This window comes from Listeria marthii (genome assembly GCF_014227425.1).
Taxonomy (GTDB): Bacteria; Bacillota; Bacilli; order Lactobacillales; family Listeriaceae; genus Listeria; species Listeria marthii.
In genome coordinates this window covers 83,469-97,850 of the sequence record NZ_JAASWB010000008.1, presented here as the reverse complement: position 1 = coordinate 97,850, position 14,382 = coordinate 83,469, and the positions used below count along the sequence as shown (strand labels likewise).

Annotated in this window: 15 protein-coding genes; all 15 read left to right on the top strand. The window is 40.8% G+C overall.

Annotated features, from left to right (window positions below; all coding sequences use genetic code 11):
- Positions 1 to 196: 196 nt before the first annotated feature.
- The 15 genes from HCJ55_RS13405 (at position 197) to HCJ55_RS13335 (ending at position 14,368) form a co-directional block, all read left to right on the top strand.
- Positions 197 to 721 (top strand): DUF2179 domain-containing protein, encoded by a 525-nt coding sequence (locus tag HCJ55_RS13405; protein WP_185392739.1) that lies wholly within the window; start codon positions 197 to 199, stop codon positions 719 to 721.
- A 205-nt stretch (positions 722 to 926) separates the two neighbouring features.
- Positions 927 to 1,415, top strand: a complete 489-nt coding sequence (purE, locus tag HCJ55_RS13400; protein ID WP_185392737.1) for a 5-(carboxyamino)imidazole ribonucleotide mutase — start codon at positions 927 to 929, stop codon at positions 1,413 to 1,415.
- Positions 1,408 to 2,532, top strand: coding sequence for a 5-(carboxyamino)imidazole ribonucleotide synthase (purK, locus tag HCJ55_RS13395; RefSeq protein WP_185518599.1), 1,125 nt, complete (start codon positions 1,408 to 1,410; stop codon positions 2,530 to 2,532). The genes purE and purK overlap by 8 nt, the downstream gene beginning before the upstream one ends.
- A gap of 18 nt (positions 2,533 to 2,550) precedes the next feature.
- A complete protein-coding gene (purB, locus tag HCJ55_RS13390; protein ID WP_008948118.1) occupies positions 2,551 to 3,843 on the top strand; it encodes an adenylosuccinate lyase in 1,293 nt (430 codons plus the stop codon).
- Positions 3,844 to 3,923: 80 nt separating this feature from the next.
- Positions 3,924 to 4,637 (top strand): phosphoribosylaminoimidazolesuccinocarboxamide synthase, encoded by a 714-nt coding sequence (gene purC, locus HCJ55_RS13385; RefSeq protein ID WP_185518597.1) that lies wholly within the window; start codon positions 3,924 to 3,926, stop codon positions 4,635 to 4,637.
- Between the two features lie 11 nt (positions 4,638 to 4,648).
- Positions 4,649 to 4,894 (top strand): phosphoribosylformylglycinamidine synthase subunit PurS, encoded by a 246-nt coding sequence (gene purS, locus HCJ55_RS13380; RefSeq protein ID WP_185504710.1) that lies wholly within the window; start codon positions 4,649 to 4,651, stop codon positions 4,892 to 4,894.
- Between the two features lie 3 nt (positions 4,895 to 4,897).
- Entirely contained in the window at positions 4,898 to 5,581 is a 684-nt protein-coding gene (purQ, locus tag HCJ55_RS13375) for a phosphoribosylformylglycinamidine synthase subunit PurQ (protein WP_185504709.1), read from the top strand.
- Positions 5,574 to 7,793 (top strand): phosphoribosylformylglycinamidine synthase subunit PurL, encoded by a 2,220-nt coding sequence (gene purL / locus HCJ55_RS13370; protein WP_185518595.1) that lies wholly within the window; start codon positions 5,574 to 5,576, stop codon positions 7,791 to 7,793. Before purQ ends, purL begins: the two co-directional genes overlap by 8 nt.
- Complete coding sequence (gene purF / locus HCJ55_RS13365) at positions 7,778 to 9,205, top strand: amidophosphoribosyltransferase (RefSeq protein ID WP_185518593.1); 1,428 nt, start codon at positions 7,778 to 7,780, stop codon at positions 9,203 to 9,205. The genes purL and purF overlap by 16 nt, the downstream gene beginning before the upstream one ends.
- 18 nt (positions 9,206 to 9,223) lie before the next feature.
- The gene (purM, locus tag HCJ55_RS13360; protein ID WP_185518591.1) at positions 9,224 to 10,273 is read left to right on the top strand and encodes a phosphoribosylformylglycinamidine cyclo-ligase; all 1,050 of its coding nucleotides are present in this window, start codon (positions 9,224 to 9,226) and stop codon (positions 10,271 to 10,273) included.
- A complete protein-coding gene (gene purN / locus HCJ55_RS13355) occupies positions 10,270 to 10,836 on the top strand; it encodes a phosphoribosylglycinamide formyltransferase (protein WP_185504706.1) in 567 nt (188 codons plus the stop codon). Before purM ends, purN begins: the two co-directional genes overlap by 4 nt.
- A gap of 5 nt (positions 10,837 to 10,841) precedes the next feature.
- On the top strand, positions 10,842 to 12,371 hold the full coding sequence (gene purH / locus HCJ55_RS13350; RefSeq protein ID WP_185518589.1) for a bifunctional phosphoribosylaminoimidazolecarboxamide formyltransferase/IMP cyclohydrolase: 1,530 nt from the start codon (positions 10,842 to 10,844) through the stop codon (positions 12,369 to 12,371).
- 26 nt (positions 12,372 to 12,397) lie between these two features.
- Positions 12,398 to 13,660, top strand: a complete 1,263-nt coding sequence (gene purD / locus HCJ55_RS13345) for a phosphoribosylamine--glycine ligase (RefSeq protein WP_185518587.1) — start codon at positions 12,398 to 12,400, stop codon at positions 13,658 to 13,660.
- Positions 13,661 to 13,798: 138 nt separating this feature from the next.
- The gene (locus HCJ55_RS13340) at positions 13,799 to 14,095 is read left to right on the top strand and encodes a YerC/YecD family TrpR-related protein (RefSeq protein WP_003720075.1); all 297 of its coding nucleotides are present in this window, start codon (positions 13,799 to 13,801) and stop codon (positions 14,093 to 14,095) included.
- An 18-nt stretch (positions 14,096 to 14,113) separates the two neighbouring features.
- On the top strand, positions 14,114 to 14,368 hold the full coding sequence (locus tag HCJ55_RS13335; protein WP_185504703.1) for a hypothetical protein: 255 nt from the start codon (positions 14,114 to 14,116) through the stop codon (positions 14,366 to 14,368).
- The last annotated feature ends 14 nt before the right edge of the window (positions 14,369 to 14,382 follow it).

The window sequence follows — 14,382 nt, the reverse complement described above, 5'->3', positions numbered from 1 at the left end:
GCTTCTCCGCGCCAATGGTAGTTGGGGGCTTCCCCCTGCGAGAGTAGGTCGCTGCCGGGCAATTTGAAAAAGTCCTAGTTATTTAGGGCTTTTTTTGTTGAAGTGTTTCTTTTGTCAGCTATCTTATTGAATGTTATATTAGGGAAAGACTCTTAATTAGAAGTATATTGTTGTTTTAAACTGGAGGGGTTATTTAGTGGATAATGGTATTTTTATAGTAGCTACTATTTTTGTTGTAAATATTTTGTATGTAACGATTTATACGGTAAGATTATTATTGACGATGAAAGGGTATCGCTATTTAGCTGCGCTTTCTAGTGTCTTTGAAATGATTATTTATGTGGTGGCTCTTAGTTTGGTTTTAGATAATCTCAATAATATTGCCAATGTTTTAGCGTATGCGGTTGGATTTGGTGTAGGGATTATTGTTGGTATGAAAATTGAAGAAAGAATCGCTTTAGGTTATATTACGGTGAATGTTATTACGAAAGAGTACAACTTAGATTTGCCTAATCAAATTCGTGATTTAGGGTATGGTGTCACTAGTTGGCTTGCAAGTGGTCGGGATGGCGAGCGAATGATGCTGGAAATTTTGACGCAAAGGAAGAATGAGCGGAAATTATATAAACAAATTATTGAAATTGATAATGGCGCATTTATTGTTTCGTCAGAGCCTAAGCAAATTCACGGCGGTTTTTGGGTTAAACAAGTTCGGAAATAAAGAGAAGCTTACCTATAATGGTAGCTTCTTTTTTTATTTATTTAGTGAAAATGAGTACATAAAGCTACTAAATACAACAAATATGAGCTAAACACGAACGTTAATAAAACGTAACAATTAAATGTTCGATTTTTCGTTGACATTTATCCTGCCTCTTGTTAGAATGAAGGAGTCGAAAAGAGATTATTAAGGAGTTGATCACGTAATGCCTGCTGTAATTGGTGTCATTATGGGGAGTACCTCAGATTGGGATACAATGAAAAAAGCATGTGATGTGTTAGATGAATTAGAAATAGCTTATGAGAAAAAAGTAGTTTCGGCTCATCGTACACCAGATTTAATGTTTCAATATGCAGAACAAGCGCGGGAACGTGGTTTGAAAATTATTATTGCCGGTGCAGGGGGCGCGGCACATTTGCCAGGTATGGTTGCAGCAAAGACGACTTTGCCTGTTATTGGTGTGCCAATTAAATCAAAAGCGTTGAATGGAATGGATTCTTTGTTATCCATTGTGCAGATGCCCGGTGGTGTTCCGGTAGCGACAGTTGCGATTGGTGAAAGTGGCGCAGTGAATGCTGGACTTCTAGCCGCACAAATTTTATCGATAACGGACGATGCAATTACTAACAGATTACAAAAAAGACGTGCTACACTAGAAGAAACTGTTCTAGAAAGTAGTGATTCTCTTGGATAAAAAATTTTTACTGACAAATAGTACGATTGGTATCATTGGTGGTGGTCAACTTGGACGGATGCTTGCTCTTGCAGCGAAAGCGATGGGGTATCGTATTGTTGTTCTTGATCCTACCGCAGATTGTCCAGCAGCTCAAGTAAGTGATGAGCAAATTATCGCTGACTATGATGATAAAGTGGCTTTACGCGAACTTTCCGAAAAAGCGGATGTAGTGACATATGAATTTGAAAATATTGACTATGAAGCTTTAAAAATGACGCAAAACTTAGTCTCTGTCCCGCAAGGATCGGAATTACTTTCGATTACACAGGATAGAATTTTAGAAAAAGCGTATTTGGAATCTGCCAATATTAATATTGCACCATATGCGGTGATTGTTGAGCAAGAAGAGATCGAAAGTGAAATTAAAAGTATTGGTTATCCTGCGGTTTTAAAAACGGCACAAGGTGGCTATGATGGGAAAGGGCAGGTTGTCCTTCATGATGCAAGTGATATTGAAAATGCAGCGAGATTGTTGCGCTATGGTTCTTGTGTATTAGAAGCTTGGATTCCATTTGAAAAAGAGATTTCTGTGGTTGTTGCTCGTAATTTAGATGGGCAAATTGAAACTTTTCCGGTTGCTGAAAATGTGCATGTTAATAATATCTTGCATACATCGACAGCTCCGGCAAATGTTGCGGAAGATGTACATGAAGAAGCGGAAGAAATTGCGAGAAAATTAGCGGATGTCCTTCAATTATGTGGCGTTCTAGCAGTAGAAATGTTTGTGACAAGCTCTGGTGCGATTTATGTCAATGAGCTTGCTCCAAGACCACACAATTCCGGACACTTTACGATTGAAGCATGTTCGATTTCGCAGTTTACGCAGCATATTCGGGCGATTGTTGGTTTGCCATTAGTGAAACCCGAACTATTGAAACCAGCTGTGATGATTAATATTTTAGGCCAACATGTGGATGCTGTGAATGAGCAAATGGCTGATTATCCTAAATGGTTCGTACATTATTATGGTAAAAAAGAAGCGAAAATTAATCGCAAAATGGGTCATGTTACTGTTTTGACGAATAATCCGACTGCGGTATTAGAAGATTTAGAAGAAACGCAAATTTGGAAGTAACTGGAGGAATTTAAAAGGATGTTAGAACGTTATACGCGTAAAGAGATGGGCAACATTTGGACAGAACAAAATCGTTACCAGGCTTGGCTAGAAGTGGAAATTTTGGCTTGTGAAGCATGGGCTGAGCTTGGTGATATTCCGAAAGAGGACGTTGCGAAAATTCGTGCTAATGCGAAGTTTGATGTGGATCGTATTCATGAGATTGAATTAGAAACAAGACATGATGTTGTGGCGTTTACACGTTCGGTTTCTGAATCGCTTGGTGCGGAACGTAAATGGGTTCATTATGGCCTAACTTCAACAGACGTAGTGGATACAGCTAATTCTTATTTACTAAAACAAGCCAATGAGATTTTACGGAAAGATTTGGAAAATTTCATTGCGATTATTGGCGAAAAAGCGAAAGAACATAAATATACGGTAACGATGGGACGTACGCACGGGGTTCATGCGGAGCCTACTACTTTTGGTCTGAAATTGGCTTTATGGTATGAGGAAATGAAACGTAACTTAGAGCGCTTTAATTTTGCGGCTGACGGCGTGGAATTCGGGAAAATTTCTGGTGCGGTTGGGACTTATGCGAACATTGATCCTTTTGTAGAAGCCTATGTATGTGAAAAATTAGGGACAACTCCAGCACCGATTTCTACGCAAACATTGCAACGGGACCGTCATGCGGAATACCTTGCAACGCTTGCTTTAATTGCAACTTCTGTAGAAAAATTTGCGGTAGAAGTGCGCGCTCTGCAAAAAAGTGAAGTACGCGAAGTAGAAGAATTCTTTGCAAAAGGGCAAAAAGGTTCTTCTGCTATGCCGCACAAACGTAATCCAATTGGTTCGGAAAATGTTACTGGACTTGCGCGTGTTATTCGCGGACACATGGTTACAGCTTATGAAAATGTGCCGCTTTGGCATGAACGTGATATTTCTCATAGTTCAGCGGAACGAATTATTTTACCAGATTCGACTATTTTACTTGATTATATTTTGAATCGTTTTGGTAATATTGTGAAAAACTTGACGGTATTCCCGGAAAATATGAAACGCAATATGGACAGAACACTGGGACTTATTTATTCACAGCGTGTGTTACTTGCGCTTATTGATAAAGGTTTAGCTCGTGAGGCGGCGTATGATGTTGTGCAACCAAGAGCGATGGAAGCTTGGGAAAACCAAGTGCCATTCCGTGAATTAGTAGAACAAGATGCAACTATAACTGAAAATCTATCTGCGGAAGAAATTGCAGATTGCTTTGATTACAACTATCACCTGAAGAATGTCGACTTAATTTTTGATCGTTTAGGATTATAATTACGGGCAGAATACAACCTAACCTCTTTGATATTTATTTTTTCAAAGAGGTTAAGTACTTTATAAGGAGATAAATTATCGTGACTAATGAACTGGTTTATGAAGGTAAGGCAAAACGACTTTTTAAAACAGAAGAAAATGGGGTCCTTCGTGTCGCTTATAAAGATGATGCGACTGCGCTAAATGGAGTACGAAAGGAATCTTTTTCTGGTAAGGGTGAGCTTAATAACCAAATTACATCGCTTATTTTTTCTCGTTTGGCGGAAGAAGGGATCCGGAGTCATTTTATTCGGGCGATTTCGGAAACGGAGCAATTGGTGAAAGAGGTATCAATTATTCCGCTTGAAGTGGTTGTTCGGAATGTGATGGCTGGGAGTCTTGCGAAACGCCTTGGAAAAGAGGAGGGTGAAGTAATTCCGCGTGCGATTGTGGAATTCTATTATAAAGATGATGCGTTAGATGATCCGTTTATTAATGATGACCACGTGCTTTATTTAGATATTGCGACAACAAGTGAGATGGAAAAAATTCGTGATGCAGCTCGTTTGATTAATGAGGTATTGAAAAAATTATTTAATCAAATGAATATTACCCTGATTGATTTTAAATTAGAATTTGGTCGTGATGCGGTTGGATCCATTTTGCTGGCGGATGAAATTTCTCCAGATACATGCAGACTTTGGGACAAAGAAACAAATCAGAAGCTCGATAAGGATGTCTTTCGTCGGAATATTGGCAATTTAACAGATGTGTATACAGAAGTATTGAATAGATTAAAGCAAGTTCAAAACTAGGAGGCCACAAAATGTATAATGTCAAAGTTTATGTCACTTTAAAGAAAAGCGTATTAGATCCACAAGGGGTTGCAGTAAAAGATGCAGCGAAAAGCATGGGTTACGAAGAAGTAGAAGATGTTCGTATTGGTAAGTTTATGGAACTTAAGGTAGTGAAATCAGAAAGAGATATTCATGAAGTATTAAATGAAATGTGCGACAAACTGTTAACAAATCCGGTGATGGAAGATTACCGATATGAAATTGAGGAGGCGTAAACGATGAAATTTGCTGTCATTCAGTTCCCAGGTTCTAATTGTGATCTTGATATGCTACATGCGATTCGCGATTCTCTTGGCGAGGAGGCGGAATATGTATGGCATGCGGAGACAAGTCTTGCAGGCTTTGACGCAGTATTACTTCCAGGTGGATTTTCTTACGGAGATTACTTGCGAACTGGTGCGATTGCGAAATTTTCAAGTATTATGCCAGAAGTTTTGCGTTTTGCTGAAATTGGAAAACCAGTGCTTGGTGTGTGTAACGGATTCCAAATTTTAACGGAAATTGGTTTGCTGCCAGGTGCTTTAATTAGAAATAATAATTTGCATTTTATTTGTAAAACGGTGCCGCTTCGGGTGGCGAATGCGGATACGATGTTTACAGGGCTTTATGAAGAAGGCGAAATTATCCAAGTACCGGTCGCTCATGGGGAAGGTAATTATTACTGTGATGACGAAACACTTTTGAGCTTGCAAGAAAAGAATCAAATTGTTTTTACATATGATAGTGTAAATCCAAATGGAAGTCGTGCGGATATTGCTGGTATTGTGAATGAACGTGGGAATGTGCTTGGAATGATGCCCCATCCGGAACGCGCTGTTGAAGAAATTATTGGCGGGACAGATGGATTAAGACTTTTTGAGTCGGTTGTAAAAGCTTGGAAGGAGGAACAAGTAAATGCCTAACATGGAGCCAACGACACAACAAATTAAAGAACAAAAGATTTATCAAGAAATGGGTTTAACTGATAGTGAATATGAGCTTGTTTGTTCGATTCTTGGACGCGAGCCTAATTATACAGAAACAGGACTTTTCTCCGTTATGTGGTCCGAACATTGTAGTTATAAAAATTCTAAACCAGTGCTTCGAAAATTTCCTACTGAAGGAAAGCAAGTATTGCAAGGTCCGGGTGAAGGTGCTGGGATTGTTGATATTGGCGATGGTTTAGGTGTTGCTTTTAAAGTCGAAAGTCATAATCATCCATCCTACGTAGAGCCTTATCAAGGAGCAGCAACTGGGGTTGGCGGAATTATTCGCGACGTGTTTTCGATGGGGGCTAGACCGATTGCAATGCTTAATTCGCTTCGTTTTGGTGAGCTAGATACACCTCATGCGAAATACTTGGTGAGCGAAGTAGTTGCTGGGATTGCTGGATATGGTAATTCGATTGGGATTCCAACAGTTGGCGGCGAAATCCAATTTGATCCTTGTTATACGAAAAATCCGTTAGTCAATGCGATGTGCGTTGGTTTAATTGAAGCAAAAGATATTCAAAAAGGACAAGCGAAAGGAATTGGCAACCCGGTGATGTACGTTGGTGCTAAAACTGGTCGTGACGGGATTCATGGTGCCACTTTTGCTTCTGTAGAGTTTAGCGAAGAAGGGGAACAACAGCGTTCTGCCGTGCAAGTGGGCGATCCTTTTATGGAGAAATTGTTGCTTGAAGCTTGTTTAGATGTGATTCGTGATCATTCGGATATTTTAGTTGGGATTCAAGATATGGGGGCTGCTGGTCTCGTAAGCTCGAGTTCGGAAATGGCGTCAAAAGCTGGTGCTGGACTAGAATTAATTATGGATGATGTGCCGCAGCGTGAATTAAATATGACACCGTATGAAATGCTACTTTCCGAATCTCAAGAACGGATGCTTTTATGCGTGAAAAAAGGACATGTGGAAGAAATCCAAGCGCTATTTGAACGTTATGGTTTAGAGGCTGTTGTGATTGGTCAAGTAACAGATGATAAAATGTACAAAATTATTCATCACGGGGAAGTAGTGGCGAACGTTCCTGTTGACGCGCTTGCGGAAGATGCGCCGGTTTATCATAAACCTTCGAAAGAGCCAGCTCGTTATCAGGCTTTCCAAGAAGAGGAAGCTTTTGTACCAGTTATGGAGGATGTGGTCGAGGTTTGGAAGGAACTGCTTGCTCAGCCGACAATTGCTAGTAAACGACATATTTATGAGCAATATGATTACCAAGTGCGGACGGATACAGCGGTTGTGCCTGGCTCGGATGCGGCGATTGTGCGTGTGCGCGGAACGGAGAAAGCGATTGCGATGACGACAGATTGTAACTCGCGCTATTTGTATCTTGATCCAGAAGTGGGCGGATCGATAGCGGTTGCGGAAGCGGCGCGCAATATCGTATGTTCTGGCGGGAAACCACTGGCGATTACAGATGGACTTAATTTTGGCAATCCAGAAAAGCCAGAAATCTTTTGGGAAATTGAAAAAGCGGCAGATGGGATTAGCGCAGCATGTTTAGAGCTTGATACGCCTGTCATTTCTGGAAATGTGTCGCTTTATAATGAAACAGATGGTACGGGAATTTATCCAACACCTGTTATAGGGATGGTTGGTTTAGTAGAAGACTTGGCGCACATTACTACGCAAGATTTTAAAGCTAGCGGTGACGTGATTTTCTTAATTGGTGAAACAAAAGCCGAATATAGTGGTTCGGAATTGCAGAAAATTCAACAAGGAAAAATTAGCGGACGCGCACCAGAATTAGATTTGGCGACAGAGAAAAAATACCAACAATTACTTTTGACAGCGATTCGCGAAGGTTTAGTTGCTTCTAGTCACGATTTAGCAGAAGGTGGATTTGGTGTTGCACTTGCGGAAGCGACTTTTAAAGTGGGACTTGGTGCAGATGTAGAAGTACCATTTGCTTTAAATCAGCTTTTCAGTGAGTCACAATCGCGTTTCTTAGTATCGGTAAAACCAGAAAATGAAGCAGCTTTTGCGCAATTAATGGAACTAGAAAAAGTATATCGACTTGGCGTAGTAACTGCGGATGACGAGATTCGTGTGAAACATAAAGAAGAAATAGTAACAGCGAAAACAACGGAATTACGATCCATTTGGGAAGGGGCTATTCCATGCTTGCTGAAGTAAAAGGACTTAATGAAGAATGTGGTATTTTTGGTATTTGGGATCATCCTAATGCAGCGGAAATCACCTATTATGGGTTGCATAGTTTACAACATCGCGGTCAAGAAGGGGCCGGAATTGTTTCAACAGACGGAGAAACGCTAAAAGGTCACCGGAATCTTGGACTTTTAGCAGATGTATTTAAGCACGGTGAACTAGACGATTTAAAAGGTAAAGCAGCAATTGGCCATGTTCGTTATGCGACAGCTGGTCAAAAAAACTTAGGCAATGTACAACCATTTTTATTTCACTTTCATAGTTCTTCTTTGGCACTTGCGCATAACGGGAATTTGGTTAATGCGAAAAGTTTACGCCGTGAATTAGAAGAAGAAGGCGCTATTTTTCAAACGAGTTCAGACACGGAAGTATTGGCGCATTTAATTAAACGTAGCCACACGGATGATTTTGTTGAGGATTTAAAAGTGGCTTTAAATAAGGTCAAAGGTGGCTTTGCGTACATGCTTTTGACGGAAGATACGATGTACGCGGCGCTTGATCCGAATGGTTTTAGACCACTTTCGATTGGTCGGATTGGTGACTCTTATGTAGTCGCTTCGGAAACGTGTGCTTTTGAAACGGTCGGCGCTGAATTTGTCCGTGATGTGGAACCAGGCGAACTGATTATTATTAATAATGATGGACTTCGAATTGAAAAATTCACGGAAAATGTGAAGCATTCGATTTGCAGTATGGAATATATTTATTTTGCTAGACCAGACTCTAATATTGCTGGGATTAACGTTCACTCAGCTAGAAAACGTTCTGGGAAAAGGCTGGCGAAAGAAGCATTTATTGATGCCGATGTTGTTACAGGTGTGCCAGATTCGAGTATTTCTGCGGCGATTGGTTATGCGGAAGAAGCGGGACTTCCTTACGAACTTGGCCTCATCAAAAATAGATATGTGGCAAGAACTTTTATTCAACCATCACAGGAGCTCCGGGAGCAAGGTGTTAGAATGAAGCTTTCTGCGGTGCGTGGGGTTGTGGAAGGCAAGCGGGTTGTCATGATTGATGATTCGATTGTGCGCGGGACGACGAGTAAACGGATTGTGCAACTTTTGCGGGAAGCGGGAGCAGCGGAAGTTCATGTGAGAATTGCTTCACCACCCCTTGCATACCCTTGTTTTTACGGTATCGATATTCAAACGCGAAATGAATTAATCGCATCTAATTATTCTGTCGATGAAATTTGCCGGATTATTGGCGCTGATTCTTTAGAGTATTTGAGTGAAGAAGGCTTGGTGGATTCGATTGGTAGACCATATCCGAATGAACCTTATGGGGGACTTTGTATGGCATATTTCAATGGCGATTATCCAACCCCTTTATACGATTATGAAGCGGAATATTTAGCGAGCTTAGAAGCAGAAAAATAATGAGGAGTGACAAATCGAATGGCAGAAAATGCATATAGTAAAGCAGGCGTAGATGTAGAAGCTGGCTATCAAGTAGTGGAACGCATCAAAAAACATGTGGCTAGAACAGAACGAATGGGCGCGATGGGAGCGCTTGGTTCTTTTGGCGGAATGTTTGATTTAAGTAGCTTGAAATTAAAAGAGCCTGTCCTTGTTTCTGGTACAGATGGTGTTGGGACGAAATTACTTTTGGCTATTGAAGCAGATAAGCATGATACTATCGGGATTGACTGCGTGGCAATGTGCGTGAATGACATTTTAGCTCAAGGTGCCGAACCATTATTTTTCTTAGATTATATTGCAACAGGGAAGACAGATCCTGTTAAAATGGAACAAATTGTGAAAGGTGTGGCTGATGGTTGTGAACAAGCTGGCGCGGCTTTAATTGGTGGCGAAACAGCGGAAATGCCAGATATGTACGGCGCGGATGATTATGACTTAGCTGGTTTTACTGTAGGTGCTGTTGAGAAACAAAAACTGATTACAGAAGGCGCGGTTAAAGCAGGGGATACGCTAATCGGCATTCCTTCCAGCGGGATTCATAGTAATGGTTATTCGCTCGTTCGGAAAATTTTCTTTAAAGATAACGATTTTGCTTTAGATGCGGAACTGGCTGAATTAGAAGTGCCACTTGCAGAAGAGTTGCTTAAACCGACACGCATTTATGTGAAACCTGTTTTAGAAGTACTAAAGCAAGTTGACGTTCATGGGATTACGCATGTGACTGGTGGTGGGTTTGTCGAGAACTTGCCACGGATGTTAACAGAAGATTTAGCTGTGAAAGTGGAGCTTGGATCATGGCCGGTGTTGCCGATTTTTGATGTTATGAAGAAATATGGTCAATTACAGGAACTTGAAATGTATGAAATTTTCAATATGGGTATTGGCATGGTGCTCGCAGTTGCGAAAGCGGATGTCGAAAAAACCTTGGAAGTACTCGTCCAAAACGGCGAAGCGGCTTACGTTATTGGTGAAGTTACGACACGTGAAAGCGAAGCGGTTATTTTCGCGGGAGGCCAAAAAGGATGAACATAGCCATTTTTGCTTCTGGTAACGGTTCGAATTTTCAGGCTTTAGTAGATGACGAGATCATTAAGCCACACGTGAAATTACTTGTGTGTGATAAAGCTAATGCGTATGTTTTAGAACGTGCGAACAATCATCAAATTCCGGTTTTCCTTTTTGAAGCGAAAAATTATTCGGATAAGGAAGCTTTTGAAACGGAAATTTTATTAGAGCTGCGTGGCTTGGAAATTGATTTATTAGTGCTAGCGGGGTATATGCGCTTGATTGGGCCAACGTTACTTGCAGAATTTCCAGAGCAAATCGTTAACTTGCATCCGTCGTTACTACCCGATTTTAAAGGGAAAGATGCGATTGGACAGGCGATTCAGGCGAATGTTTCTGAAACGGGAGTTACCGCGCATTTTGTGGATGCTGGAATGGACACCGGGCCGATGATTGATCAGGTGAAAGTAGCGATTGAAACAACAGAAACTGTAGAAACTTTAGCTGAAAAAATTCATCAAGTAGAACATATTTTTTATCCAAAAGTGATTCGAGGATTAATTCAAAATGGAGGGAACGATTAATTATCATGAAAAGAGCGCTTATTAGTGTGTCAGATAAAAAGGGCATCGTGCCATTTGCAGAACAATTAGTAGAACTTGGTGTAGAAATTATTTCAACTGGTGGAACAAAAGCGGCATTTGAACAAGCTGGTGTACCAGTGACGGGGATTGAAGCTGTAACTGAATTTCCTGAAATGCTTGATGGCCGAGTGAAAACACTTCATCCAGCGATTCATGGCGGATTGCTTGCGAGACGTGATACAGCGGAACATATGGAAGCTATTGCCGAACATGACATCCAGCCGATTGATTTAGTGATTGTTAATTTGTATCCTTTCCAAGAAACGATTCAGAAACCTGGTGTTACTTTAGAAGAAGCGATTGAAAATATTGATATTGGCGGACCTTCGATGTTGCGTTCGGCTGCGAAAAATTACGCGGCTGTGACTGTTGTGGTTGATACGGCGGATTACGATACCATTTTGACAGAGTTAAAAGAACACGGCGCAACTACTTTTGAAACGAGACAACGCCTTGCAGCAAAAGTATTTCGGCACACAGCGGCATATGATGCGTTAATAGCTGAATACTTAACGGGCATTACTGGAGAAGCTTTCCCAGAAAAAGTAACGTTCACTTACAATCGAAAACAAGTCTTGCGTTACGGTGAGAATCCTCATCAAGATGCAGCTTTTTATACAGAACCTCGCGCCGTGGAAAACTCGATTAGTGCTGCTAAACAGTTGCATGGTAAAGAGTTATCCTACAACAATATTCGCGATGCAGATGCGGCACTTAAAATCGCAAGTGAGTTTACAGAGCCCGTTGCAGTTGCAGTAAAACATATGAATCCATGCGGTGTTGGTGTTGGCGAAAATATAGAAGAAGCTTATTTGAAAGCTTATGAAGCAGATGAAACGTCCATTTTTGGCGGTATTGTTGCTTTAAATAAAGAAGTTGACGCGAAAACAGCCGAGCATATGAGCAAAATTTTCTTAGAGATTATCATTGCACCAAGTTTTTCTGAAGAAGCTTTTGCCATTTTAGCGAAAAAGAAAAATATTCGCTTGTTAACCGTTCCATTTGCTGGTGCTGTTTCAGGGTTTGAGAAAACGTCTGTTAATGGTGGGCTGCTTATCCAAGCGAACGATTCGGTTGTAGAAGATACGGCAAGCTATGAAGTAGTAACCGAGAAACAGCCAACCGAAGCTGAAATGAAAGCACTTCTTGCACAGTGGAAAATTGTGAAGCATGTAAAATCGAATGCAATTGTGGTTGGTTCGGATAAACAGACACTTGGAATTGGTGCTGGACAAATGAATCGAATTGGTTCGGCTTTAATTGCCATCGAACAAGCTGGTGAAAAAGCGAAAGGCGCAGTCCTTGCATCAGATGCCTTTTTCCCAATGGATGATACGGTCGAGGCTGCTGCAAAAGCAGGAATTACAGCGATTATTCAACCAGGTGGCTCGATCAAAGACAAAGAATCAATTGCGATGGCCGATAAGTATGGTATTTCGATGGTTCTAACGCATGTACGACACTTCAAACATTAATCCTCATAAAAAGGACGTGTAATTAAATGAACTTATTAGTAGTTGGCGGCGGTGGTAGAGAACACGCCATTAGCAAAAAATTATTAGAATCAAACGAGGTTGAAAACGTATATTGCGCTCCGGGAAATGACGGAATGCGTCTAGACGGTATTCAATTAGTTGCTATTTCTGAAACGGATAAAGCTGGCTTAATTGATTTTGCTAAAAAAGCAGACATCGATTTTGTAATTGTTGGACCAGAAATACCACTTTTAGAAGGTGTGGTTGATGCTCTAGAAGAAGCTGGAATCAAAGCGTTCGGGCCAAAAGCTAGCGCTGCGCTCATTGAAGGTAGCAAAGATTTCGCGAAACAATTCATGGAGAAATATGCGATTCCAACTGCGGCATCGAAAACGTTCACTGATTATGATGAAGCTAAAGCATATTTGGATAAGCGCGGTGTGCCGATTGTGATTAAAGCAGATGGGCTAGCAGCTGGAAAAGGTGTTACAGTAGCACTAGAAATGGAAGAAGCAGTTCTTGCGTTAAAAGATATGCTACTCGAAGAAAAATTCGGTGATGCTTCTCTTAAAGTTGTTATCGAGGACTTTTTAGCAGGAGAAGAGTTTTCCTTGATGGCTTTTGTAAACGGGGAAGAAGTTTACCCAATGGCGATTGCGCAAGATCACAAACGTGCATACGAGGGTGATAAAGGACCGAATACTGGTGGGATGGGTGCTTATTCACCGGTACCACATATTTCTGAAGCAGTTGTGGAGGAAGCTGTCCAAACAATTCTTCGCCCGGCTGCTAAAGGAATGGTGGACGAAGGTCGTTATTTCCGCGGTATTCTTTACGCAGGACTTATCTTAACCGAAGAGGGACCAAAAGTAATTGAATTTAACGCACGATTCGGTGATCCAGAAACGCAGGTGGTCTTACCGCGTTTAGAAAGTGATTTTGCAGCCTTGATTGCAGCTTTACTTCATAACGAAAAACCCGATGTCCGTTTTAAAAAAGCGGGAATTACGCTCGGTGTTGTCTTAGCAAGCACCGGCTATCCAGCACATTATGATAAAGGGAATAAGTTAACTGGGCTGAATGATATTGTGGACGATGTAGCTGTTTATCATGCTGGAACTAAACAAGATGAAGCGGGAGAATTTGTTTCGAATGGCGGCCGCGTTTTACTACTCGCAAAAGAGGCGGAAACGATGAGTGACGCGCGCACGTTACTTTACCCAGAAATGCAAAAACTAGATAATCCGAACTTCTTTTATCGAATGGATATTGGCACAAAAGCAGAATAATAAAAAAGTACTATCTCTGGATAAAATGCGGAGATGGTACTTTTTTTGTTCATTTAGTGAAGAGAAACGTTTGTGTTTTACGCGTTGGTACGTTAAAATATGAAAGTAGGATATATGAGATTATTTGGAGGTAAAGATATGCAAATAGAGAAGTTGCGTGGACAAGGATTGGATGAATTCTTCCAAGGGATTTTAACGCTCGAGAATTTAGAAGAATGTTATGCTTTTTTTGATGATGTATGTACAGTGAATGAAATACAGTCCATGGCTCAACGTTTCCAAGTAGCAAAAATGCTTCATGATGGAAAAACATACAATGTGATTGAATCAGAAACTGGTGCAAGTACAGCAACCATTTCACGTGTAAAACGTTCGCTTCATTACGGCAATGATATGTATGATGTTGTATTTTCAAGAATGACAAAGCCGGAATAAGATTGGTAGGGATGGAAGTTGAAAAAATTTAATAGTAAAACCTATCAGATTGTGATCATTTCTATTCTTGCACTTGCAGTTATTTACTTTGTGATTAATATGATTTCCACTGGCACCGGGCTTGATTTTTCTTTACTTTGGCACTGGATCTTTATCATTTGTTTTATTTTTACGACACTGGTAAACGTAAAAGAAAAACGAGCGATTGGTACGGCAATTGGCCTCAGTGGAATTTTGATTTGTGTAACAAGCATTGTCTTGATGGCAATATAAAAAAAGCAATTCGC